Source organism: Geodermatophilus sp. URMC 63, from assembly GCF_053502565.1.
On sequence record NZ_CP199956.1, the window covers coordinates 4836822 to 4859791 of the forward strand.

A 22970-nucleotide genomic window follows, 5' to 3' on the forward strand; every position below is an offset into this window, starting at 1 on the left:
GCGGCGCACCCGGGGAACCGGGTGGGGCCGGGTGGGGCGGCCGGTGGGGCCGGGGAGGTCGCCGGCGCCGCGAGGGAGGCCCGCGGTGGGGTCCGGAGTGGGTCGGGAGCGGGTCCGCGGAGCCCTCCCGGCGGGCCGCGTGCCACGTACCGTGGGCCGGGTGACCGACACCATGCGTGCGGCGGCGGACGGGACGGCCGGACCCCCGGTCGACGTCGCCACGGAGGGCGCGCGCATCGCCGCCAACGTCTCCCGCGTCGTCCAGGGCAAGCCCGGCGTCGTGCACCTGGCGCTCGTCGTGCTGCTGGCCGAGGGCCACCTGCTCGTCGAGGACGTCCCCGGGGTGGGCAAGACGACGCTGGCCAAGGCCCTCGCCGCGTCGATCGACGCCAGCGTGCGCCGCATCCAGTTCACCCCCGACCTGCTCCCCAGCGACGTGACCGGGGTGTCGGTCTACGACCAGGAGAGCCGCGCCTTCGAGTTCAAGCCGGGCGCGGTCTTCGCCAACGTCGTCGTCGCCGACGAGATCAACCGCGCCTCGCCCAAGACGCAGTCGGCGCTGCTGGAGTGCATGGAGGAGCGGCAGGTCACCGTCGACGGCGTCAGCTACGAGCTGGCCCGGCCCTTCCTCGTCGTCGCCACGCAGAACCCGGTGGAGATGGAGGGCACCTATCCCCTCCCCGAGGCCCAGCGCGACCGCTTCACCGCCCGGGTCTCGATGGGCTACCCCGACCGGGAGGCCGAGGTCGCCATGCTCGACGACCGCGGCACCACCGACCCGCTGGTCACGCTGGGCCCGGTCGCCGACGCCGCCGCGGTGCGCGCCATGGTCGAGGCGGTGCAGGCGCTCCACGTCTCCGACGCCGTCCGCCGCTACGTCGTCGCCCTGGTGGAGGCCAGCCGCCGCTCCCCCGAGCTGCGCCTGGGCGCCTCGCCGCGGGCGGGTCTGCAGCTGCTGCGCACCGCCCGTGCCGCCGCCGCGCTGGCCGGCCGCGACCACGTCCTGCCCGACGACGTCCAGGCGATGGCCACGCCGGTGCTGGCCCACCGCCTGCTGCTGACCGCCGACGCCGCGGCCGCCCGGCGCACGCCCGAGCAGGTCGTGGCCGGGCTGCTGTCCTCCGTCCCCGTCCTGCGGGGGCGCTGAGCGCCGTGACCGGCCCGCTGCGGACCGCGCTGACGTCGCTCACGCTGCGCGGCCGCTGCCTGGTGGCCGCCGGGGCCACCCTCCTGGGGCTCGGCGCACTGCTCGGTGAGCAGCCGCTCGTCCAGCTCGCCGTCTTCGTGCTGGCCTTGCCGCTGCTGTCGGCGCTGGCCGTGGCCCGGCAGCGCGCCCGCGTCGCCGCCCGCCGCACCGTGGCACCGGCGCGGGTGCCGCGCGGAGAGGACGCCGAGGTGCTGCTGGAGGTGACCAACACCGAGCGGCGCACCGGCCGGCTGTGGCTGCTGACCGAGGCGCTGCCCGCCGAGCTCGGCCACTCCCCCCGCTTCGTCGTCGAGCGGCTGGCCGGCGGCGGCACCGCGGCGCTGCGCTACCGCGTGCACGGCGGGCGCCGCGGCCGCTTCCGGCTCGGTCCGCTGCGGCTGCGGCTGGTCGACCCCTTCGGGCTGGTGCAGCGCACCAGCAGCGGCACCGACGACGCGCCCCTGCTCGTGGTGCCCCGGGTGCGGCCGCTGGGTCCGGGCGGCCCGGCCGGCGGGCACGGCGGGGGCGGCGAGGGCGCCCGCCGCTCCCTCTCGGTGCACGGGGAGGACGACGTCAGCACCCGCGCGTACCGGCACGGCGACGACCTGCGCAAGGTGCACTGGCGGGCCACCGCCCGGACCGGCGAGCTCATGGTGCGGATGGAGGAGCGGCCGTGGCGCGCGCAGGCGGCGCTGCTGCTGGACACCCGCGCCCGCGCCCACCTGCTCAGCCGGGCCGCCGTGCCCGGCGCGGCCGCCGGGACCGCCGTCCCGGGCCCGCCCGGCGACCCGGCGCCGCCGCCGGACAGCCTCGAGTGGCTGGTGGAGGCCGCGGCGAGCATCGGCACGCACCTGGCCCGCCGCGGCGCGGAGCTGCGGGTGGTCACCGACGCCGGGGAGCTGGACCCGACCGACGGGCACGGCGGCCACGGCCGGGGCGGCCTGGGTCCCGGCGAGCTGCTCGACCGGCTGGCCGGGCTGGCGCCCTCCCGCGGCACGCGCCTGGGCCCGGCGGTGGAGCTGCTCGGCCGGGTGGCCGGTGACGGCCCGGTGGTGGCGCTGCTCGGTGCCGTCGGCCCCGAGGACCTCGCCGAGCTGGTCGCGACCCGCTCGGGCCCGGCCTCCGACGTCGCCGTCCTGCTCGACGTGGGCAGCTGGGCCGAGGCCGGCCGCGGCCGGCGGGCGCTGTCGGCGTCCGCGCGCGGGGTGCTCTCCGGCCAGCTGGAGCGGTCGGCGTCGCTGCTGCGCGGCGCCGGCTGGCAGGTCGTCGTCGCCTCCGCCGACAGGACGGTGGAGGCCGTGTGGACCGAGCTGGCGCACACCCGCGGGTCGGGGACGCGCAGCGTGCAGGGGGTGCCGGCGTGACGACGCTCGCCCCGCCGCCGGTCCGCACCGGCGCGCCTGCCCCGGCCGCCGTCGCGCCACCGCCCGGCCGGCAACCGCCCGGCCCGCGAGCGCCGGGCACGCTGCGCCGCGAGGGCGGCACCGCACTGGCCGCCGCGGTGGCGACCGCCCTCGGCGCCTGCTCGCTGCTGCCGGTCTTCGTCCGCCCCGCCTGGGTGCTGCCGGCGCTGTCGGCCGTCGCCGTCGTCGCCGCCGGCGGGCTCGTGCTGCGCGCGGCGGGGACGGCGCTGTGGGACTGGGCCTCCGGAGGTCGCGCGCTGCCGTCCCGGGTCGCCGCCGCCGCGGTCCCCCTCGTCCCGCTCGGCCAGCTGGCGCTGCTCACCTGCCTGATGACCGCGCAGTTCGCCCCCGGCCGGGCCCTCGGCGGCTGGCTGCCCACGCCCGCCTCCCTCGACGCCCTCGGCAGGGTGCTGCTCGACGGCTCCGCCGAGATCCGCGAGCAGTCGACGCCGGCCCTGCCGCTCACCGGGCTGCTGGCGCTCACCGTGCTGCTCGTGGGCCTGGTCGCGGTGACCGTCGACCTGGTCGCCGTCGGCGGCCGGCAGCCGGCGCTGGCCGGGCTGGGCCTGCTGGTCCTGTTCTGCGTGCCGGTCAGCACGGTGACCGGCAGCGTGGGGCTGCCGGCGCTGGCCGCCCCGGCAGCCGGGCTGGCGCTGCTGCTGTGGACCGACCAGGCCCGGCGGCTGGCCGCCCGCTCCGGGGGGACCGGGACGCGCAGCGGCGCGGGGACGCTCGCCGCCACCGGCACCGCCGCGCTGGCGCTGGTGGCCGCGGTCGTGCTCGGCAGCCTCGTCCCGACGCTGCCCGAGGGCCGGCTGGCCGCCGGCTTCGGCCCGGGTGGGGGCGGCGGGTCCACCGGCACCGCGCTCGACCCGGCCGCGGCGCTGCAGGGCCAACTGACGCTGCCCGAGCCGATCGACCTGCTGCGCGTGGACAGCTCGGTCCTGGAGCCGGGGTACCTGCGGGTGGTGACGCTCGACGTCTACGACGCCGAGGACGGCTGGACGGTGGGCAACCTCGACGGCGAGACGTCGGTGGCCCAGCGCGAGGACCTCGCACCGCTGCCGGGCCACCGCGAGGGGCGGGTGGTGGAGGCGACGATCACCGCCGTCGGCCACGACGACCGGTTCCTCCCGGTGCTCGCCTCCCCCCTGTCGGTGGCCATCGACGACCCCGGGGCGTGGCGGTTCGACCCGGCCACCGGCACGGTCTTCGGCCGCGACGTCACCACCGCCGGCCGCAGCTACCGCGTCACCGCCGTCGAGCCGCAGCCCACCGAGGAGGAGCTGCGCGCGTCGGCACCGCTGCCGGCGGGCGACCCCGTGCTCGAGCGCGACACCGCTCTGCCGGTCCTGGACCCGAGCGTCACCGACCTGGTGGCCACCCTCACCGCCGGGGCGGCCACGCCGTACGACGCGGTGCGCGCCATCCACGACTCGTTCTCCCGGGAGAACGGCTTCGTCTACAGCCTCTCCACCGCGCCGGGCACCGGCGGCGACGACCTCGCCGACTTCCTGCGCCTCAAGCAGGGCTACTGCGAGCAGTACGCCGGCGCGATGGCCGCGATGGTCCGCGCCGCCGGGATCCCCGCCCGGGTCGCCCTGGGCTACACGCCCGGCCGCGTGCAGCCCGGCGGCGGGCGGCTGGTGACCAGCGACGACGCGCACGCCTGGGTGGAGGTCTGGTTCGACGACCTGGGCTGGATCCCGTTCGACCCGACACCGATCGACACCGAGCGGGCCGTCGAGCTGCCCTGGGCGCCGCGGCCGGCCGACCAGGAGGTCCTCGAGCGCCCGACCGACGTGCCGACCGCACCGACCCCGGCGCCGATCGTCCCCGTCCCGCAGGTCGACCGGGTGCCCGACGCCGCGCCGCAGGGCCAGGCCGCCGCCCAGGACACCTCGGCGGCCCGCCCGGTGCTGGTGGCCGCCGGCGTCCTGCTCGGGCTGGGTGCGCTGCTGGCCGCCCCCGCCGCCGCCCGCGCGCTGCAGCGGCGGCGCCGGCTGGCCGACGGGGACCCGGCCGCGCTGTGGGACGAGCTGGCCGCCACCGCCCGCGACCTCGGCCTGCCCTGGGACCCGGCGCACACCCCGCGGCAGCAGGCCGCGTCCCTGGGCCGCACGCTCGGGTCGCCCGGGGGCAGCGGCGCGCACCGGGCCGGTGGCCACGGCGCCGCCGACGCGGTCGAGCGGCTGGCCCGCGCCGAGGAGGCGGCCAGCTACGGCCGCCCCGGCGCGGCCGGCAACCCGGCGCTCACCACGGCCCTGGGCACCGCCCGGCGGGGGCTGGCGGCGGCGGTGCCGCTGCGGGTCCGGCTGCGGGCCCTGCTGTGGCCGGCCTCGCTGGGCGACGCCGTCTCCGCCGCGGTCACCGCCCGGCTCCCGCGCCGCCGCCGGCCCGCCTGACCCGGAGGAGGACCCCGCCGCCCGCGGCGGCGTCCGGCCGTCCCGGGGCACCCACCGGGGCCCGGGAGCGGACCGGTGCGTCCGGCGAGCGCACCCACGCCGCCCGGGCGCGGCCGGCGGAGACCCCGGGAACGCCGACGGCCGCCGTCCCGGAGGGGACGGCGGCCGTCGGCGCTGGAGGTGGGGCTACGGGTCTGACGGGGGGGGTCTGACGCGGGGGGTCTGAGGCGGGGCTACTGGTCGTAGCGGCGGCGGAAGCGCTCCTCGAGGCGGTTCTTCAGCGGCTGACGACGGGGCCGGCCCCCGCGGCCGCGCGCCGTGCTCCCGCCGCGCTGGCCGGCCGGGCCGGTCTCGACGGCGCCGGTGGCGGAGCGGTAGTTGAGGACGCCGAGGGCGGCACCGCCGAACATCACCAGGAAGCCGAGCACCCCCAGCGGGACGGACGGGGCGACAGCGCCTCCGACGAGGACGGCCAGACCCACCAGCACCAGCAGCGCACCGAGTTGCAGCTTCCGCCGGGCCTTGAGCCTGCGGTCACCCGTGCGGACGGAGGAGGCGAACTTGGGATCGTCGTCGACGAGGGCGCGCTCGATCTGCTCCAGCAGTCGCTGCTCGTGCTCGGAGAGCGGCACCGAGACCTCCAGGTGGGCGGAGCCAGACACCCCCGGGTGTCTACCCGGGGGTGACACCGAGGATACGAGCCGATTGCGGGGTGCGAAAGGCGAGTGCGTGGCGACCCGCCGGGAGGCCCCTGCCGGGTCCTCGCGATCACTCGCGGGGGTGGCCGTCGCGCACCCGCCGGTCGCCGTCGCGGCGCAGCAGCGTGGCCGGGCGGACGGCACCGGCACCGAACCGGCGGGCCGCCCGGTCGGCGGCGAGCTCGGCGTCGCGGCGGCCGTGCTCGCGGGCGCCGAGCTCGAGCTGGCGGGGCGCCGACCCGGCGGGTACCAGCCGCTCGGCCCGCACCCCGACCAGCCGGATCCGCGCGCGGTCCAGGCCGAGGGCGTCGAACAGGGCGCGGGCGGTCTCGTACAGCTCCTGCCCGACGTCGGTGGGGACGCCGAGGGTGCGGCTGCGGGTGATCGTCGTGAAGTCGGCGAACCGGACCTTGATGCTCACCGTCCGGGCCAGCCAGCCGCCCGCGCGCAGCCGACCCGCCGTCCGCTCGGCCAGCCGCAGCAGCTCCCGGTGGACGACGGCGGGGTCGTCGACGTCCGTGCCGAAGGTCTCCTCGTGCCCGGCCGACCGCTCCGGCTCGTCGGGGACCACCCGGCGCGGGTCGCGGCCCCACGCCAGCTCGTGCAGGTGGCTGCCCGCGGCCTGTCCCACCGCCCGCTGCAGGGTGCGCGCGGGCACGTGGGCGAGGTCGCCCACCGTCCGCAGCCCCAGCCGCAGCAGCACCTCCTCGGTCTTCGCGCCGACGCCCCACAGCGCGCCGACCGGCAGCGGGTGCAGGAAGTCGATGACCTCGGCCGGGCGGACGACGAGCAGTCCGTCGGGCTTGGCGCGGGTGGAGGCGAGCTTGGCCACGAACTTGGTGCCGGCCACGCCGACCGAGCAGGTGATGCCCTGCTCGTCGTAGACCCGGGCGCGCAGGTACTCGCCGATCTCCGCGGCGTCACCGAGCCGGCGGCCGGCCCCGGCGACGTCGAGGAAGGCCTCGTCCAGGCTCAGCGGCTCCACCAGCGGGGTGATCGAGCGGAACAGTGCCATGACCGAGCGGGAGACCTCGGCGTAGAGCGCCACGTCCCCCGGCAGCACGGTGGCCGTGGGGCACAGCCGCAGTGCCCGGGCGGTGGGCATGGCGGCGTGCACCCCGTACGCCCGCGCCTCGTAGGTCGCCGAGGTGACCACCCCGCGGTTGCCGGCCCCGCCCACGATCACCGGCGCGCCGGCCAGCTCGGGGTGCCGGCGCACCTCGACGCTGGCGAAGAAGGCGTCCATGTCGACGTGCAGCACGGTGCACCCCTCCGCCCGCCCCCGCGACGGCGCCACGGACACCTCCTCCTCGAACACCTGTTCGTACCGACGCGAGGAGGGTAGCGGCCCGTCCGGGCGGGGGTGCGCCGTCGTCCGGGGTGTCGTCGCGTGTCGGGAAACGGCTGGTCGGGCCATGTGTGGCGAGGCGCGGAACGGGTTAGGTGGGACGTGACCGACCGCCGGCCGGCGGACGGTCCCGACCCGGATCCCGGAGGAGCCCGATGGCGCTCGACGACGACGACATGACCAGCACGGAGGGCCCGGCCGACAGCGGTGCCGGCGAGGGCACCCCGGGCCAGCACGACGGCGGTGCCGACGGCGGCGCCGACGGCGGCGCGGGCCACGACGGCGGCGCGGACGGTGGCGCGGACGGCGGCGCCGGTCACGGCCCGGCCGACGGCGGTGCGGCCGGTGGCGGCTCGGACGGCGGCGCTGACGGCGGCGCCGACGGCGGCGCGGACGGTTCGGCCTGAGCCAGGACCCGACAGGCACGGGGCCGGGCGGAGGCGACCTCCGCCCGGCCCTGCGCCGGTGCACGCACCTCGACCCGGAGGTCTTCGCCGAGCAGCACTGGTCCCGCCGCCCCCTGCTCGCCCGCGCCGAGGACACCGGTGAGTCCTTCGCCGACCTGCTGACCCTGGCCGACGTCGACGAGCTGCTGTCCCGTCGCGGCCTGCGCACCCCGTTCCTCCGCATCGCCAAGGACGGCGCCGTCGTCGACCCGAAGCGGTTCACCACCTCCGGGGGCGCCGGTGCCGAGGTCGCCGACCAGGTCTCCTCCGACGCCGTGCTGCGGCTGTTCGCCGACGGCAGCACCGTCGTCCTGCAGGGCCTGCACCGGCTCTGGCCGCCGCTGATCGAGTTCGCCGACTCCCTCGCCGCCGACCTGGGGCACCCGACGCAGGTCAACGCCTACGTCACCCCGCCGTCCTCGCGCGGGTTCAGCCCGCACTACGACGTCCACGACGTGTTCGTGCTGCAGGTCGCCGGCGAGAAGCACTGGCACATCCACGAGCCGGTGCTGCCCAACCCGCTGCGCACCCAGCCGTGGAACGACCGCGCAGCCGACGTCGCCGCCGCCGCCGAGCGCGAGCCGGTGATCGACGCCGTCCTGCGCCCCGGCGACGCCCTCTACCTCCCCCGCGGCTACCTGCACTCGGCGGTGGCGCTCGGGCAGACCAGCGCGCACCTGACCATCGGGGTGCACCCGGTCACCCGCTGGGCCGCCGCGGAGTCGGCGCTGGACCTGGTGCGGGTGCTGGCCGCCGACGACCGCGAGCTGCGCCACTCGCTGCCGGTGGGCCTGGACCTCGCCGACCCGGCGACCGTGCGCGAGGACGTCACCACGGTCGTCGCCGCGCTGCGGGACTGGCTGGACCGGATCGACCCCGACGAGGTGGCCGACCGGCTGCGGGCGCGCACCTGGGACCAGGTGCGCCCCGAGCCGGTCGCGCCGCTGGCCCAGGCGACCGCGGCTGCGGCGCTCACGCCCGACACCGTGCTGCGGCTGCGCCGCCGGCTGCGCTGCAGCCTGCGCCCCGCCTCCGACGGCCGGGCCGGGGACGACCGGGTCGTCCTGGTCGGCGGGCGGCGCCGGCACCAGTTCCCCGCCGCGACCCGGCCCGCGCTGGCCGAGCTGCTGGCCGCCGGGGAGCTCAAGGTCGCCGACCTGCCCGGGCTCGACGCCGACGACCGGCTCGTCCTCGCCCGGCGGCTGGTCACCGAGTCGATCGCGGTGGTGGCCGACGCCACCCTCCCCGGCGGGGCCGTCGACGGCGTCCCCGCCACCGCCCCGGAGCCGGGCCCGCACGGTCCCGGCGCCCCCGCGCGGGACGCCGGCGGGGACGATGGGGAGCGTGCCGATGCCCTCGGGACCGCGTCGTGAGCCCGCAGCGCAGCCCCGGGTGAGCGCCCCGACGGGCGCCGCCACCTCCCCCCGCGGCCGGCTCGACCCGACCCGCTGCTCGGTGACCGCCGAGGCCCGGGGCGACTCCCCCGTGGGCACGGCCGGGCCGGCGCAGCGCTGGCTGCTCGTCGAGCAGCCGGGGCCGTGGGGGCGCGACGCGCTGACCCAGTCCCGGTTCGACCGGGGCGTGGTCGCCGGCCTGACCGCCCGTGCCCGGGCCGAGGGCGTGCGGGTGCTGCTGGTCCGCCGCCCCGGCGACCGCCTGGTCGACTCCGGCCGCCGCTGGGCCTACGTCGACGGCCGACCGGGCTCCGAGGGGCTGTGGTGGTCGGTGCGCGACAGCGACGCCGACCTGCTCGACGCCCCGTGGGACGGGTCGGTGGGTGAGCGGACGCAGCGCCCCACCTACCTGGTGTGCACGCACGGCCAGCACGACGCCTGCTGCGCGCTGCGCGGCCGGCCGCTGGCCCGCGCGCTGCCCGCGCCCAGCCCGGCCGACGTGTGGGAGTGCAGCCACCTCGGCGGCTGCCGGTTCGCGGGCAACGTGCTCGTCCTGCCGCACGGGTTCGCCTACGGGCAGGTGCCCGGCGACGGCGCCGACCTGGTCGCCGCCCACGCGCGCGGCCAGGTGGCGTTGCCCTGGCTGCGCGGCCGGTCGGGGCTGCCCATGCCGGCGCAGGCGGCGCAGGCGGCCGCGCGCGCGGAGCTCGGGCTGCTCGGGGTCGACGACCTGCTCCCGCGCTCCTCCCGCAAGCTGCCCGGGTCCGCCGCCGAGGAGGCCGCCGGCGTCGAGCGGTTCGAGGTGGTGCTGGCCGGCCCGGACGGCGACGTCGCCGTCCGCGTGGAGAGCCGGCCCTCCGAGGAGGCGGCGCAGCTGACCTGCCGGGCGCTGCACCCGGCGCACTCCCGGACCTGGACGGCGCTGCCGGTGTCGCCGGCCGGCTAGTGCAGGCCGGGCCCGCGGGCGAGCAGCAGGGGGATCGCCAGCTCGGCGTCGGTGAGCGAGCCGTGGTAGCCGACCAGCCGGCTGGGGCCGGGCTCGGTGATGCCTGCGGTCATCGCCCACGGGCCGCGGGCCAGCGCGACGACGTCGCCGATGCGGGCGGCCAGCCCGCCGTCGACGGGGCCGAAGACGCCGCTGGCCACCGCCTCCTCGCGGCTGGTGACCCAGGCGCGGTCGCCGAGGACGCCGCGCCAGGCGTCGAGGACGTCGTCGGCCGCGCCGGGGACGGCGTGCACGTAGCGGGCGCGGGGCTCGCCGGCCAGCAGGGCGACGCCGTCGAGGAGCACGGGCTCCTCGTCGAGGTCAACGCGGGTGTGCGGGGGGACGTCGAGCATGCCGTGGTCGGCGGTGACCAGCAGGGCGGCGTCGTCGGGCAGGCCGGCGAGCACCTGCTCCACCAGTCGGTCGACCAGGGCGAGCTGCAGCCGCCAGCTCTGGGAGTCCAGCCCGCGGACGTGCCCGGTCAGGTCGAGCTCGGGCGTGTAGCCGTAGACCAGGCCGGCCGGCGCCGCGGCCAGGGACTGCAGGACCACCGCGGCGAGGTCGCCGGCGCCGACCGTGCCGGAGTAGCCGGCGCCGCGGTAGGCCGCCGTGCTCAGGCCCGAGCCCCGGTAGGCGTAGGGCGCGACGGCGGTGACCGGGACGCCGGCCGCGGCGAGCTGCTCGAAGACCGTCGGCCGGGCCTGCCACACCGCGGGGTCGGGGTCGTCGGCCCACTGCACGTGGTTGAGGGTGCGGTCCTCGCCGGGCACGGCGGTGACGAAACCCAGGACGCCGTGCCCGCCCGGGGGGACGCCGGTGCCCAGGGTGGTGAGGCTGACCGGGGTGGTGCTCGGGCAGGGGGCGGCGAGATCGCCGGCGGGGGTGGCCAGGCCGGCGAGCACCGGGGCGAGCGCGGCGTGCGCGCGCAGCAGGTGCGCGCCGAGCCCGTCGACGAGCAGGACGGCGACCCGGCGGGCGCCGACCAGGGCCGCGGTGAGACCGAGCGGGTCGGGCGGCAGGTCGCCGCGGTCGACGGGGACGCCGAGGGCCGCGGCCACGCCGGGCAGGACGTCGGCGAGGGTGGCGGCGCCGTAGGCGGGGCGGGTGAGGCCGGGTGGCAGCGGAAGGACCTCGTCCTCCCCACCCTTCGCGAGCTCAGGGCGGGCCCCGGGACGAGGCCGACTCGGACTGGACATCAGGGGCGGGTCGCCAGCACGTGCAGGCCGGTGGCGACGTCGCGGTAGGGCGAGGTGCCGGCCAGCGCGAGCTCGAGGCGGCGGACGGCCTCGGGGTCGGCGCCGGAGGCGGCGTCGAGCAGGTCGGTGACGACAGCGACCCCGCGCCAGGCGCCCGGCTGCAGGCCGGCGTCGGCGACGAGGGCGAGCAGGTCGCCGGGGCCGAAGCGGCGGCGGGCCGGGCGGGTGCGGCCGGGGGCGGGGTCGCGGTCCTCGAGCAGCGCGAGGGCCTCCTTGGGGTGCCCACCGAGGGCGCGGGCGAGGACGGCGCCGGCACGGTTGGCGGTGGCGATGCTCACCTGGCCGCCGGGGCGCAGCGCGCGGGTGATCTCGCGCAGGGTGGCCGCGGGGTCGTCGACGACCTCGAGCACCGAGTGGCACAGGGCGAGGTCGTACCCGTCGTCCCCCGCGTGGTCGTCGAGGGGCAGCTCGTGCAGCAGGTCGCCGTCGCCCTGCAGTCCGCGCACGCGGTCACCGACGCCGGCGGTCTGCGCGCGCCGCTGGAGTGTGGCCAGGGCGTCGGCGCTGGGGTCGACGACGGTGACCTGGTGGCCGAGGCGGGCGAGCGGGACGGCGAAGACGCCGCTGCCGCCGCCGACGTCGAGCACCCGCAGCGTGCCGCCGGCGCCGACGAGCGGGTCGAGCGCGGCCCACACCGCGGCGGTCCGGACGGGCAACTGCTCGCCGGTGGACGGGGCGGGGGCGCTCACCCCGCCGACCCTACTGGCGGGCGGGCGGACCCACCGGGCGCACGCCGGGCCCCCTGCAGGGAGCCGATCAGGCCGGGACGCGGTCGGCGGCCTCGCGCAGGTCCTCGACGACGATCTTGCGCATCCGCAGCATCGCCTGGGTGGCGCGCTGGGCCCGGCCGGGGTCGGGGTCGCCGACCAGGGTGAACAGCTCGACCGGGATCACCTGCCAGGAGACGCCGAAGCGGTCCTTGAGCCAGCCGCACTGGCTCTCCTCGCCGCCGTCGGTCAGCCGTGACCAGTAGTGGTCGACCTCGTCCTGGTCGGCGCACATGATCTGGAAGGAGATCGCCTCGGTGAAGGCGAACTCCGGGCCGCCGTTGAGGCCGACGTAGTCGTGCCCGTCGAGGGTGAAGCTCACGGTCATGGCGGTGCCCTCGGGCACTGGCATGTCGGGGCCGTAGCGGGTGACCTGGGTGATCGAGGAGTTCGGGAAGACCGACGTGTAGTGCTCCGCGGCCTCCTCGGCGCGGCCGTCGAACCACAGGCACGGGATCTGCTTCGGCATGGCTGATGCTCCTCCTGCTCCTGTCGGCTGGGTGCCGGCGTCGAGGAGTAGACCGCGCGGCGCGGCCGGAGTCATCGGTCTCCGGGACGCCGCCCGGCGGTCGCCCGCGCGGGTCGGTCGTGGAGCAGCAGCGGCGAGACCCCGACGGCGACCGGCGTGTCGGCACCGCGACCCCGTGATCACCGGCTGGAGCGGCGGGGCCGGCACGTCAGTGGCCGGAGCTGCCGGGGCTGGAGTGCCACAGTTTGCGGGGCGCGGCGGCCGCGGCGCGGCGGGCGGCGGTCGCGGCGTCGTCCCCGGCCGGCTTCACGTCGGCGTAGGGCGACATCCGGAAGCCGGTGGGGTGCACGAGCACCGGCCGGACCACCACCGGCCGGGCACCGTGCGAGGCCGCCGCCCCGGCGATGGCCTGCTCGGTGTACTCCCCCGGCGCGGCCATGTGCTCGGCCACCGCGGCCGGGCCGCCGGTCTCCCACGCCTCGTGCAGCGCCGGCAGCTCCCACGCCCCGGTGGCCCGGATCGACACCCCGCGCGGGCCGGTGCGCCGCAGCACCCCGCGGATCACCAGCAGCCAGGAGTGGAACACCGTCGCGGCGTAGGGCCCCTGCACGTCCTCGAAGAAGGTCGAGTCGGTACAGCCGGTGCCGTCGTCGAGGGTCACGAACACCACCCGGCGCCCCGAGCGGATCGGCGGCGTCTGCGTGGCCACCTTGACCCCGGCGACCAGCACCTCGGCGCCGCTGCGGCTGCCGAGCAGCTCACCGGCCGGCACCGCGCCGATCGCGGCGAGGAAGGGCCGGTAGAAGTCGACGACGTGCCGGCTGGCGTCCAGCCCGAGCACCTCCAGCTCGGCGCGCACCAGCTCGGCGTCGGTGAACTCGGGCAGCCCCGACCCCGCGCCCCAGGACGGCGTCGTCTCCGGGCCGCCCTCGTCCGGAGCCTCGTCCGGGCCACCCTCGTCACGGGTGTCGTCACCGGGCAGCTCCAGGCCGAGCAGGTCGAGGCTGAGCTGTCCCACCGAGCCGGCCCGCGCCCCGCTGCGGCTCCACCGGTCGAGCTCGCCGATCTGCAGCAGCAGGTCGCGGCGGGTCACCGACCCGCGGGCGCGGGTGGGCCGGCCGGCCTCCCGGTCGCGCACGCCGAAGCCGTAGAGGGAGTCGAACCCGCCGGCCAGCACCAGCCGCTCGACCACCGGGCGCGACACTGACGCGCGCGTCCAGAAGTCGGCGAGCGACCGGTACGGCTGCCCGGCGACGACCCGCGCCACCTCGTCGTCGGAGATGCCCTTGACGTCGGAGAGCGCCAGCCGGATGCCGTAGCGGGAGGGGTCGGGCATGGCCGCCGGCATCCACTCCGGCCGCCGCCAGTCGGTCCGCCGGTCGGCCGCGGCCAGCCGTTCCACCCGGTAGCTGCCGGCTGAGGCGTTGACGTCGAGGCCCAGCACCCGGACGCCGAAGTTGCGGGCGTCGTCGAGGATCAGCCGCTTGGGGTACATCCCCGGGTCGTGGGTGAGCACCCCGGCCAGGAAGGCCGCCGGGTGGTGGGTCTTGAGCCACGCCGACTGGTAGGTGGGCAGCGCGAACGCCGCGGCGTGGGCCTTGCAGAAGCCGAACGAGCCGAAGGCGACCAGCACCTCCCACACCCTCTCGACCACCTCGACCGGGTAGTGCCGCAGCGCCTCCGGCACGAACCAGGCGCGCACCTCCGGGTGCAGCTCCCGGTCGCCCAGCGCCCGGCGGGCCTCGTCGGCCTGGGCCAGGTCGCAGCCGGTCATCCGCGCCACGATCTGCAGAACCTGCTCGTGGAAGACCACGACGCCGGCGGTCTCGCGCAGGAACGGCTCGAGGTCGGGGTGCGGGTAGACCGGGTCGCGCCAGCCGTTCCGGGCCAGCAGGAACGGCGTCACCATGTCGCTCTTGACCGGGCCGGGCCGGAACAGCGAGATGTCGACGACGATGTCCTCGAACGTCTCGGGCCCGAACTTGCCGACCAGCTCGCGCTGCCCCGGCGACTCGATCTGGAACATGCCGAGGGTCCGGGTGCTGCGGATCAGCTCGAAGGTCGTCGGGTCGTCGCGCGGGATCGCGTCGACGTCGACGATCTCGCCGTCGACCCGGGCCACCTCGTCGAGGGCGTGCGCGATCGCCGACTGCATCCGGATGCCCAGCAGGTCGAGCTTGAGCAGCCCGAGCTCCTCGACGTCGTCCTTGTCGAACTGGCTCATCGGGTAGCCGAGGTAGCTGCTCTCCACCGGGGTGCGGTCGAGCAGCGTCGCGTCGGACAGCAGCACCCCGCACGGGTGCAGGGCGATGTGCCGGGGCAGGCCGTCGAGGCGGGCGACGAGGTCGAAGAGCAGGTCCAGGTCGCCGGTGCCCCCACCCCGCCGCGAGCCCAGCCGGCTGGCCCGCAGCTCCGGCAGGTCGCGCAGCGCCGCGTGCACCTGGTCGGCCCGGACGTGCGGGAATGCCTTGGCGACGGCGTCGACCTCGGCCGGCGGCAGCCCGAGCGCGGCGCCGACGTCGCGGATGGCGTGCCGCACCCGGTAGGTGTCCATCATCGAGATGCAGCTGACCCGGTGGGCCCCGAAGCGGTCGATCACCGCGTCGTAGACCTCCATCCGCCGGGCGGACTCCACGTCGATGTCGACGTCGGGCAGCTGGTGGCGCAGCGGGGAGAGGAAGCGCTCCATGAGCAGGCCGTAGCGGATCGGGTCGACGTCGGAGATGCCCAGCAGGTAGGTGACCAGGCTGCCGGCACCCGACCCCCGGGCGGCGGCGCGCACCCGCAGGCTCCTGATGAGGTCGACCACGTCGGCCACGGTGAGGAAGTAGGACGGGTAGCCGAGGGAGTCGATGACGGCGAGCTCGTCGTCCAGCCGCCGCCGCACCCGCTCCGTCGGCGCCGTCCCGCGCCGGCCCAGCCCCGCCTCGCAGCGGGCGCGCAGCACCTGCGAGGGGCTCATCCCCCGCTCGCCGGGCGCGGTGACCACGTCGAGCTCGGGGTAGCGCACCGAGCCCACGCCCAGGTCGCCGGTGACGTCGACGGCGCACTGCTCGGCCAGCCGGGCGGTGCGCTCGAGCAGCCGCAGCGCGGCGTCGCGGTCGGGACCGGCGAGGTCCGCGGCGACCTCGGCCATCTCCTTGCCCGACTTCAGGTACCCCTCGGCGGTGCGCCGGTCGACGTGCCGGGTGTCGAGGGCGACCAGCCGCCGGGAGGCGTCGAGGACGTCGGCGGTGGGCGCGTCGAGGGCGTCGACGTACCGGACGGCGTTGGTGAGCACCACCGGCACGCCCTCCTCGGTGGCGAAGCGCAGGAGCCGCTGCGCGCGGGAGCGGTCGCCCTGCCCGCGGTGGTGCACCAGCTCGACCACCAGCGAGCCGGGGCTGAACACCGAGCGCCACGCGGACAGCCGGGCGGCAGCGACGTCGGCGCGCCCGGTCGCGAGCGCCCGGCCCACCGGTGAGTCGGGCCCGAGCACCGCGACCAGCCCGGGAGTGTGCTCGGCGGCCATCGCCAGGGAGGCCACCGGCTCGCCGCGGGTGCCGCGCAGGTGGGTGGCGCTGGTCAGCCGGCACAGCGACCGCCAGCCGGCGCCGTCGCGGGCGAGGAAGGTGACCCGCGGCAGCCGCGGGTCGACGCTCGCCCCACCGCGCGCCGGGCTGCGCCGTGCCGGGGACCCCGCGGGAGCACCCCGTCCCGCCGCACCCCGCCCCGCCGCGCCTCGCCCCGCTGCGCCCGGACGCCCCGCTCTGCGCGCGGACAGCTCGTCGTCCTCACCCAGCACGTGCGCCCGGGCCGGCGGCACAGCCGTGTCCACCGACGGGGCGACCGCGAGGTCGACCCCGAACAGCGGCCGCAGCCCCGCCGAGCGGCAGGCGAGCGCGAACTTCACCGCGCCGTAGAGGCCGTCACGGTCGGTCAGCGCCAGCGCCGTCATGCCGTGCTCGGCGGCGCGCGCCACCAGGTCGACGGGGTGGTTGGCCCCGTACCGCAGGGAGTACCCGGAGGCGACGTGCAGGTGGACGAAGGGGTCGCCGGTCACCGCCCGCGCGCGGGACGGTGGGCGGTGCCCCCGACCACGCGGGGCCGCGGAGCGGGCTCGGGCGTGCCGGCGAGCAGGTCCTCGACCACGGCGAGGAAGGAGCCGACGTCACGGACCAGGTCGTCGGCCTCCCGCTCGGTGACCGCGCGGGACAACCCGGCCTCGGCGGCGGCCCGCTTGCCCGCGCCGGCGGCGAAGAAGGTGGCCCACTCCCCCAGCTCGGGGGCGACCTGACCGAGCAGCACCCAGGCACTGCGCGGCCGGCGACGGCCGCCCTCCGGCCGGGTGCGGGCGGCGAGGACCGCCGCGGCCGCCCGCAGCGCACCCAGGTGGGCGGTGGCGTAGCGATCGCGCGCGTCGGTGGCGCGGGCGGCCTCGCCCAGCGCCCGGGTGGCCTGGCCGAGCAGCTGCGCCGCGGCCGCCGGCAGCGGCGGCGGGAGGGGCAGCTGGTCGGCCATCTCACGGGTCAGCGCGTGCGCGGCGCCCATCAGTCGTGCACCCGCACGAGCGACCACTGGTTGTCGGCGGCGTCCCAGGACAGGTCGTAGACGCCGGCGAAGCTCATCCGCGACCGCCCGGCCCGCACCGCCTCCACCCGGAAGACCTCGCGGGCCGCGACCAGGTCGGCCGAGGCGCCGCCGGGGGTGCCGGCGGGCCGCTGCCACCAGGGCGCGGTCTCCACCCACGAGTCGAGCAGCTCGCCGACGACGTAGCGCCACTGGCCGCGCCAGAACTGCGCGGGGCCGAGCGGACCCCGCTCGACCAGCACCTCCTCGCCGACCCGCTCGCCGACCTCACCCAGCACCCGGCTCATGCCCGACTCCCCACCCCGTGCCCCTGATCGGTCGCCACCGCCCCGGGCGGGGAAGGTCCCGAGAGCGGTGACGACCGTTCGAACGCGTGTTCGAACGAGTCGAGTACACCCGACCCCGCTCGTCGCGTCAAGCCGGACCCGCCCGGGAGGAGGACCGCCTCGCCACCTCCCCCTCCGGGCCCCTCCGTGCGCGCGGGACGGTACGGCGGGGCACCGACAGCGGTGGCAGGATCGGCCCCATGAGCCGCCCCACCCACCCCCGGGTGGCCGTGTTCGCCGACCTCCTCGCCGAGGCGGGCGCCGGCGGGCGGGTCCACGAGCTCCCGTCCGGCGCCCACACCGCCGCCGAGGCCGCCGCGGCGCTGGGCGTCCCCGTGGGGGCGATAGCCAACAGCCTGGTGTTCGACGTCGGCGGCGCGCCGCTGCTGGTGCTCACCAGCGGCGCCCACCGGGTCGACGTCGCCAGGGTCGCCGCGCTGCTGGGCGTCCCCCGGGTCGCGCGCGCCTCGGCCGACTTCGTCCGCGAGCACACCGGCCAGCCCATCGGCGGGGTGTCCCCCCTCGGGCACCCCGCGCCGATCGGCACGCTGGTCGACGTCGAGCTGGCCCGCCACGAGCGCGTCTGGGCCGCGGCCGGGCACCCGTCCGCGGTCTTCCCCACCACCTACGACGAGCTGCTGCGGCTGACCGCCGGCACCGCCGCCGAGGTCGGCGACGGCCCGACCCAGGCCGCCCGGGCGGAGGACGCCACGAGCACCGGGGCCACGAGCACCGGGGCCACGAGCACCGGGATCGGGCGCACCGGGATCGGGCGCACCGGGATCGTGGCCACCGAGACCACCAGCACCGAGACCACCTCCGGCCCCGCCGCCGCGGTGGCTCCGTGAGCGAGGAGGGAACCGTGACCGGCACGACACCCGCGACGCGGGTGACCGAGCTCCCCGTCGGCTGGCTGCGCGACCACATGCACGAGGCGCTGTCCATCTACGGCGAGGCGATGGGCTACGACGCCTCGGTGGTGGCCGGCCGCTACGGCTACGCCGTCCAGCACACCGAGCGCCCGGGGTTCCGCGCCGTCGGCGCCTTCGCGGCCGCGCCCACCACGGACGCGCCGTCCGGCGAGCAGCTCGTCGGCTTCGGGTACGGCTACCTCGTCGCCCCCGGGCAGTGGTGGCACGACCAGGTGCGCGCGGCACTGGACCGGCGCACCGCCAAGCGCTGGCTGCCCGGCGCCTTCGAGGTGTGCGAGCTGCACGTCCACCCCCAGGCGCAGAGCCGCGGACTGGGCCGCCGGCTGCTGCACGCGCTGGTCGAGGGCGTCCCGGCGCCGGCCGCGCTGCTGTCCACGCCCGACGCCGACACCAAGGCCTTCCGGCTGTACCACGCCGACGGGTTCGTCGACCTCGCCCGCGGACACCACTTCCCCGGCGACTCCCGCCCCTTCGCCATCCTCGGCGCCCGGCTGCCCCTGCGGCCGGTCCCCGGCTCCTGAGCGTGCGGGAGCCGGACCGGGCCGTCGACGCCGTCGTCGTCGGCGCGGGGCACAACGGGCTGGTCGCCGCCTGCTACCTGGCCCGCGCGGGGCTCACCGTCGAGGTGGTCGAGCGCGACGACGTCCTCGGCGGGGCGGTGTCCACGGTGGAGCGCTGGCCGGGCGTCCGGGTCGACCGCGGCTCGAGCGCGCACGTCATTGTCCGGCACAGTGGCGTCGTCGAGGAGCTCGACCTCGCAGCAGCCGGGCTGCGCTACCTCGACTGCGACCCGTGGGGCTTCGCGCCCGCGCCGGTCCCCGGCGATCCCGGTCCCGACGGCCGGCCGCTGGTCCTCTCCGTCGACCTCGACGCCACCTGCGCCTCGATCGCCGCCGCCTGCGGGAAGGACGACGCGGCCGCCTACCGCCGGTTCGTCGGCGTCTGGGGGCCGCGCAGCCGCGCCGTCGTCGACTCCTTCGGCCGCCGTCCCACGCCGCTCGGGCTGGCCCGCGCCTTCTGGCCGCTCGGGGCGCCGACCGGTGACACCCCGCGTACGCCCGGCGGCGACCTCGCCGTCGACTTCCTCGGCTCCGGCGACGCGCTGCTCGACCGCTGGTTCGGCAGCGAGCGGCTCAAGGCGGCGCTGGCCTGGTTCGGCGCCCAGTCCGGGCCGCCGATGAGCGAGCCGGGCACCGCGGCGATGGTCGCCTGGGTCGCCCTGCTGCACGACGTCCCGCCGGGGCACCCGGTGGGTGGCTCGGGCGGGCTGACCGCGGCGCTGCGGCGCCGGCTGGAGTCCGACGGCGGGCGGGTCACCCTCGGCGACGGCGCCGCGCGGCTGCTCGTCGACGACGAGCGGGTCACCGGCGTCGAGACCGTCTCCGGACGGCGGCTCACCGCGCCGGTCGTCGTCGCCGCCTGCCACGTGCTGGCCACCCGCGACCTCGCCGGGGAGTCCGCCCCGCCCGCGCTGGCCGGCGCCGCGCCGCCGGTGGGCAACGGCTTCGGCCTGGTGCTGCGCTGCCTCACCGACGCGCTGCCGGCCTACCCCGGCGTCGACCCGGCCGTGTCGGCGGCGGGCCTGCAGCTGCTGTGCACCGACCGGGCGCAGCTGGCCGCCGCGCACGGCGACTGGCTGGCCGGCAGGCTGCCCCGCGAGCCGGTGCCGCTGGCGATGTCGTTCTCCGCCAGCGACGACAGCCTCGCCCCGCCCGGGCAGCACGTGGTCACCGTGTGGGGGCAGTGGTACCCCTACGACCTCGCCGACGGCGGCGACTGGGACGACCTCGCCGAGGCCGAGGCGAAGCGGCTGGTGGACGCCGTCGACCGCTTCGCCCCCGGCTTCGCCGACTCGGTGCAGCAGGTGTACGTGCAGACGCCGCTGCTGCTGGAACGGGAACTGTCGCTGCTGCGTGGCAACGTCATGCACGTGGAGATGGGGCTGGCCAGCATGTTCGCCTTCCGGCCGACGCCGGCGCTGGCGGGCTACCGGGTGCCCGGCCTCGCGGGTCTCTACCTGGCCGGCGCCTCCACCCACCCCGGCGGCGGGGTGTCGGGCAACTCCGGCCGGACGGCGGCGCGCGCGGTGCTCGCCGACCGCCGCCCGCTGGCCCGGGCGCGCGCCGCAGCGGGCCGGGCGGTCCGCGCGGCCCGCTCACGGTGAGCGCGGCGACGGCGGCGGCGCGGTGGGCGCCGGCACCCGCCGCGCGGCTGCCGCTGGTCCTCGCCGTGGCGCTCGTGCTGGCCGCCATCGCCTACCCGCTCACCGACGGGGGCGGCCGCGACGCCGTCTCCTGGACCATCGTGCTGCTGGGGTCGGCGGTGTCGGTGACGTCGGCGGCCGCGGCCCACGGCGCACGGACCGGGGTGGCGCTGCTCGCGCTGGTGGCGGTCACCGCCGTCGTCTTCGAGGCGGTCGGGCTGGCCACCGGGTTCCCCTACGGGCCCTACGGCTACAGCGGCGCGCTGGGGCCCACGCTGCTCGGCGTCCCGTTCCTCGTGCCGCTCGCCTGGCTGATGATGGCCTGGCCGAGCCGGGTCCTCGCGGCCGTGCTCACCCGCCGGGTCCGGCCCGGGCGACGGCGTGCCGCGCGGGTCGTCGTCGCCGCGGCGGTGTTCGCCGGGTGGGACGTCGTGCTCGACCCGCAGCTCGTGCAGGCCGGCTACTGGATCTGGGCACAGCCGCGGCCGGGGCTCCCCGGCATCGACACCGTGCCGCTGACCAACCTCGGCGGCTGGCTGCTGGCCGGGCTGGTGCTCATGACGCTGCTCGACCTCGCCGTCGCCCGCACCGCGCGGCCCGGCGGGCGGCGCACCGACGTCGTCGACGCCGCACCGCTGCTGGTCATCGCCTGGATGGTGGCCGGCGGCGCGCTCGCCCACGCCGTCTGGCTCGACCTGCCGGGATCGGCGGCCTGGGGGGCGGCGCTGTCGGCGGTCGTGCTGGCGGTGCTCGCGGTGCAGGCCCGCCGCCGGTGAGCGGCCCGGTCGTCCGGGTCCTGTCCGGCCTGGCGGTCGCCGGAGCGGCGCACGCCGCGGTCAACGCCGGCCTGCTGCGCCGCGCGCCGGCCGACCCACCCGAGGTCGCCCGGCCGGTCACCGTCGTCGTCCCGGTGCGGGACGAGGCGGCGCAGGTGGGCGGCTGCCTGGCCGCGGTCCTGGCCTCGCGCGGCGTGCCGCGGCTGCGGGTGGTCGTCGTCGACGACGGCTCCACCGACGGCACCGCCGACGTCGTCCGGTCCGTCGCCGACCCCCGGGTGCGGCTGGTCACCGCCCCACCCCCGCCGGCGGGCTGGCTGGGCAAGCCGCACGCCTGCTGGGTGGGCGCGCGGACGGCGCAGGACGACGGGTACCTCGTCTTCGTCGACGCCGACGTCCGCCTGGCCCCCGACGCCGTGGCCGCCGCGGTCTGGCTGCTCGACGCGCACGGCCTGGACCTGGTCTCGCCCTGGCCGCGTCCGGTGGCCGGCACCCTGGCCGAGCGGCTGGTGCAGCCGCTGTCGCCGTGGCTGTGGATGACGACCCTGCCGCTGCGCGTGGCCGAGCGCTCCCCGCGGCCGTCGCTGACCGCGGCCAACGGCCAGTTCCTCGCGCTGACCCGCCGCGGGTACCTGCGCGCCCGCGGGCACGCGGCGGTGCGCGACGAGGTGGTCGAGGACGTCGCGCTGGCCCGGGCGGTGAAGCGCTCGGGCGGGCGGGCCGTGCCCGCCGCCGGCACCACCCTCGCGCAGTGCCGGATGTACGACGGCTGGGCCGCGATGCGCGAGGGGTACGGCAAGTCGCTGTGGGCCTCCGTCGGCGGGTCGCCGGCTGCCGGGCTGGCCGCGGCCGCGGTGCTCACCGCCGTCGGGGTGGTGCCGCCGCTGGCCGCGCTGCGCGGCTCCCGCGCCGGGCTGGCCGGCTGGCTGGCCGGGGTGGCCGGGCGAGCGGTGGCCGCTGCGGTCACCGGCGGGCGGGTCTGGCCCGACGCCCTGGCCCACCCGGTGTCGCTGCTGGCCCTCGACGCGCTGCTGGTGGGGTCGGTAGCAGGTCACCGGCAGGGCACCCTCACCTGGCGCGGGCGCGCGGTGGGCTGACGCGGGCCAGGATGGGGCGTGACCTCGGCCGGCTCCCCCGACTCCCGCCCCCGCACGACCTTCGACCCCGCGGCGATGGCCCCGCGCGACTTCTACCGGGTGGTCAACTCCGTCGTCGTCCCCCGGCCGATCGCGTGGGTGTGCAGCCGCTCGGCCGAGGGCGTGCACAACCTGGCACCGCACTCCTTCTACACGGTCGCCTGCGTGCAGCCGCCGATCGTGCAGTTCACCTCGGTGGGCCGCAAGGACTCGCTGAACAACGTCGAGGCCACCGGCGACTTCACCGTCAACCTCGTCCCCGAGGCCTTGTTCGAGCAGGCCAACGCCACGGGCACCGACTTCCCGCCCGACCAGAGCGAGGCCGAGCAGGCCGGCGTCCGGCTCGAGCCCGGCGAGCGGGTGGCGGCCATGCGCGTGGCGCAGTCGCCGGTGAGCATCGAGTGCACGCTGCACTCCATGCTGCGGCTGGGTGACAGCACCGTCGTCTTCGGGCGGGTGGAGTGGATCAGCGTCTGGGAGAGCGCCGTCCGCGACGGCCGGCCGCGCATCGAGGAGCTGCGCCCGCTGGCCCGCCTCGGCGGCAACGAGTGGTCGACGATCGGCGAGGTGCTGACCATCCCGCGCATCCCCTACCGGGCGTGGGCGGAGGACCCCTCGATCGGCGAGCAGGTCCGCAACGAGGCACAGGAAGCGTGACCCACGTCCCGGGC

At 78.0% G+C, this 22970-nt stretch carries 20 protein-coding genes; 12 read left to right on the forward strand and 8 right to left on the reverse strand.

The genetic code is table 11. From position 1 onward, the window contains the following. Nucleotides 1–160: 160 nt before the first annotated feature. The 3 genes from ACWIZO_RS23500 to ACWIZO_RS23510 are packed head-to-tail and all read left to right on the forward strand — an operon-like array spanning nucleotide 161 to nucleotide 4994. Complete coding sequence (locus tag ACWIZO_RS23500) at nucleotides 161–1147, forward strand: AAA family ATPase (RefSeq protein ID WP_448640012.1); 987 nt, start codon at nucleotides 161–163, stop codon at nucleotides 1145–1147. A 5-nt stretch (nucleotides 1148–1152) separates the two neighbouring features. Next, nucleotides 1153–2550: a DUF58 domain-containing protein gene (locus ACWIZO_RS23505; RefSeq protein ID WP_448640013.1), complete on the forward strand. Its 1398-nt coding sequence runs from the start codon at nucleotides 1153–1155 to the stop codon at nucleotides 2548–2550. Further along, entirely contained in the window at nucleotides 2547–4994 is a 2448-nt protein-coding gene (locus ACWIZO_RS23510) for a transglutaminase family protein (RefSeq protein WP_448640014.1), read from the forward strand. The genes ACWIZO_RS23505 and ACWIZO_RS23510 overlap by 4 nt, the downstream gene beginning before the upstream one ends. A 233-nt stretch (nucleotides 4995–5227) precedes the next feature. Here ACWIZO_RS23510 and ACWIZO_RS23515 read toward each other — a convergent pair whose 3' ends face one another. Further along, nucleotides 5228–5656, reverse strand: a complete 429-nt coding sequence (locus ACWIZO_RS23515) for a DUF3040 domain-containing protein (protein WP_448640015.1) — start codon at nucleotides 5654–5656, stop codon at nucleotides 5228–5230. A 106-nt stretch (nucleotides 5657–5762) separates the two neighbouring features. Next, a complete protein-coding gene (dinB, locus tag ACWIZO_RS23520) occupies nucleotides 5763–6989 on the reverse strand; it encodes a DNA polymerase IV (protein ID WP_448640016.1) in 1227 nt (408 codons plus the stop codon). A gap of 206 nt (nucleotides 6990–7195) precedes the next feature. Between dinB and ACWIZO_RS23525 the strand changes: the two genes are divergently transcribed. The 3 genes from ACWIZO_RS23525 (at nucleotide 7196) to ACWIZO_RS23535 (ending at nucleotide 9826) form a co-directional block, all read left to right on the forward strand. Then, nucleotides 7196–7447, forward strand: coding sequence for a BatC protein (locus ACWIZO_RS23525; protein ID WP_448640017.1), 252 nt, complete (start codon nucleotides 7196–7198; stop codon nucleotides 7445–7447). Between the two features lie 314 nt (nucleotides 7448–7761). Beyond that, a complete protein-coding gene (locus tag ACWIZO_RS23530) occupies nucleotides 7762–8859 on the forward strand; it encodes a cupin domain-containing protein (RefSeq protein WP_448640018.1) in 1098 nt (365 codons plus the stop codon). Nucleotides 8860–8878: 19 nt separating this feature from the next. Continuing rightward, nucleotides 8879–9826 (forward strand): sucrase ferredoxin, encoded by a 948-nt coding sequence (locus ACWIZO_RS23535; protein WP_448640019.1) that lies wholly within the window; start codon nucleotides 8879–8881, stop codon nucleotides 9824–9826. Here the strand turns inward: ACWIZO_RS23535 and ACWIZO_RS23540 are convergent. The 6 genes from ACWIZO_RS23540 to ACWIZO_RS23565 all read right to left on the reverse strand — a co-directional run bounded on the left by ACWIZO_RS23540 (nucleotide 9823) and on the right by ACWIZO_RS23565 (nucleotide 17213). Further along, nucleotides 9823–11061, reverse strand: coding sequence for an alkaline phosphatase family protein (locus tag ACWIZO_RS23540; RefSeq protein WP_448640020.1), 1239 nt, complete (start codon nucleotides 11059–11061; stop codon nucleotides 9823–9825). The two genes, ACWIZO_RS23535 and ACWIZO_RS23540, sit on opposite strands and share 4 nt — an antisense overlap. Beyond that, the gene (locus ACWIZO_RS23545) at nucleotides 11061–11810 is read right to left on the reverse strand and encodes a class I SAM-dependent methyltransferase (protein ID WP_448640021.1); all 750 of its coding nucleotides are present in this window, start codon (nucleotides 11808–11810) and stop codon (nucleotides 11061–11063) included. Before ACWIZO_RS23545 ends, ACWIZO_RS23540 begins: the two co-directional genes overlap by 1 nt. A 67-nt stretch (nucleotides 11811–11877) precedes the next feature. Next, complete coding sequence (locus ACWIZO_RS23550; RefSeq protein WP_448640022.1) at nucleotides 11878–12357, reverse strand: VOC family protein; 480 nt, start codon at nucleotides 12355–12357, stop codon at nucleotides 11878–11880. A 208-nt stretch (nucleotides 12358–12565) separates the two neighbouring features. Then, nucleotides 12566–16399 carry a DNA polymerase III subunit alpha gene (locus ACWIZO_RS23555; RefSeq protein ID WP_448640023.1) on the reverse strand — a complete coding sequence of 1278 codons (3834 nt, stop codon included), beginning with the start codon at nucleotides 16397–16399 and terminating at the stop codon, nucleotides 12566–12568. Next, nucleotides 16396–16887 (reverse strand): SAV_6107 family HEPN domain-containing protein, encoded by a 492-nt coding sequence (locus ACWIZO_RS23560; protein WP_448640024.1) that lies wholly within the window; start codon nucleotides 16885–16887, stop codon nucleotides 16396–16398. The genes ACWIZO_RS23555 and ACWIZO_RS23560 overlap by 4 nt, the downstream gene beginning before the upstream one ends. Continuing rightward, nucleotides 16887–17213 carry a DUF6504 family protein gene (locus ACWIZO_RS23565; protein WP_448640025.1) on the reverse strand — a complete coding sequence of 109 codons (327 nt, stop codon included), beginning with the start codon at nucleotides 17211–17213 and terminating at the stop codon, nucleotides 16887–16889. Before ACWIZO_RS23565 ends, ACWIZO_RS23560 begins: the two co-directional genes overlap by 1 nt. Nucleotides 17214–17452: 239 nt before the next feature. Between ACWIZO_RS23565 and ACWIZO_RS23570 the strand changes: the two genes are divergently transcribed. Genes ACWIZO_RS23570 through ACWIZO_RS23595 form a run of 6 tightly spaced genes read left to right on the forward strand, consistent with a single transcriptional unit; the run spans nucleotide 17453 to nucleotide 22956 of the window. Further along, complete coding sequence (locus tag ACWIZO_RS23570) at nucleotides 17453–18100, forward strand: YbaK/EbsC family protein (RefSeq protein WP_448640026.1); 648 nt, start codon at nucleotides 17453–17455, stop codon at nucleotides 18098–18100. Nucleotides 18101–18114: 14 nt separating this feature from the next. Further along, nucleotides 18115–18705, forward strand: coding sequence for a GNAT family N-acetyltransferase (locus tag ACWIZO_RS23575; protein ID WP_446761256.1), 591 nt, complete (start codon nucleotides 18115–18117; stop codon nucleotides 18703–18705). Nucleotides 18706–18707: 2 nt separating this feature from the next. Further along, entirely contained in the window at nucleotides 18708–20348 is a 1641-nt protein-coding gene (locus ACWIZO_RS23580) for a phytoene desaturase family protein (RefSeq protein ID WP_448640027.1), read from the forward strand. Next, nucleotides 20345–21163, forward strand: a complete 819-nt coding sequence (locus tag ACWIZO_RS23585) for a carotenoid biosynthesis protein (protein ID WP_448640028.1) — start codon at nucleotides 20345–20347, stop codon at nucleotides 21161–21163. The genes ACWIZO_RS23580 and ACWIZO_RS23585 overlap by 4 nt, the downstream gene beginning before the upstream one ends. After that, on the forward strand, nucleotides 21160–22260 hold the full coding sequence (locus ACWIZO_RS23590) for a glycosyltransferase (protein WP_448640029.1): 1101 nt from the start codon (nucleotides 21160–21162) through the stop codon (nucleotides 22258–22260). Before ACWIZO_RS23585 ends, ACWIZO_RS23590 begins: the two co-directional genes overlap by 4 nt. A gap of 18 nt (nucleotides 22261–22278) precedes the next feature. Continuing rightward, nucleotides 22279–22956: a flavin reductase family protein gene (locus ACWIZO_RS23595; RefSeq protein WP_448640030.1), complete on the forward strand. Its 678-nt coding sequence runs from the start codon at nucleotides 22279–22281 to the stop codon at nucleotides 22954–22956. Nucleotides 22957–22970 lie beyond the last annotated feature (14 nt).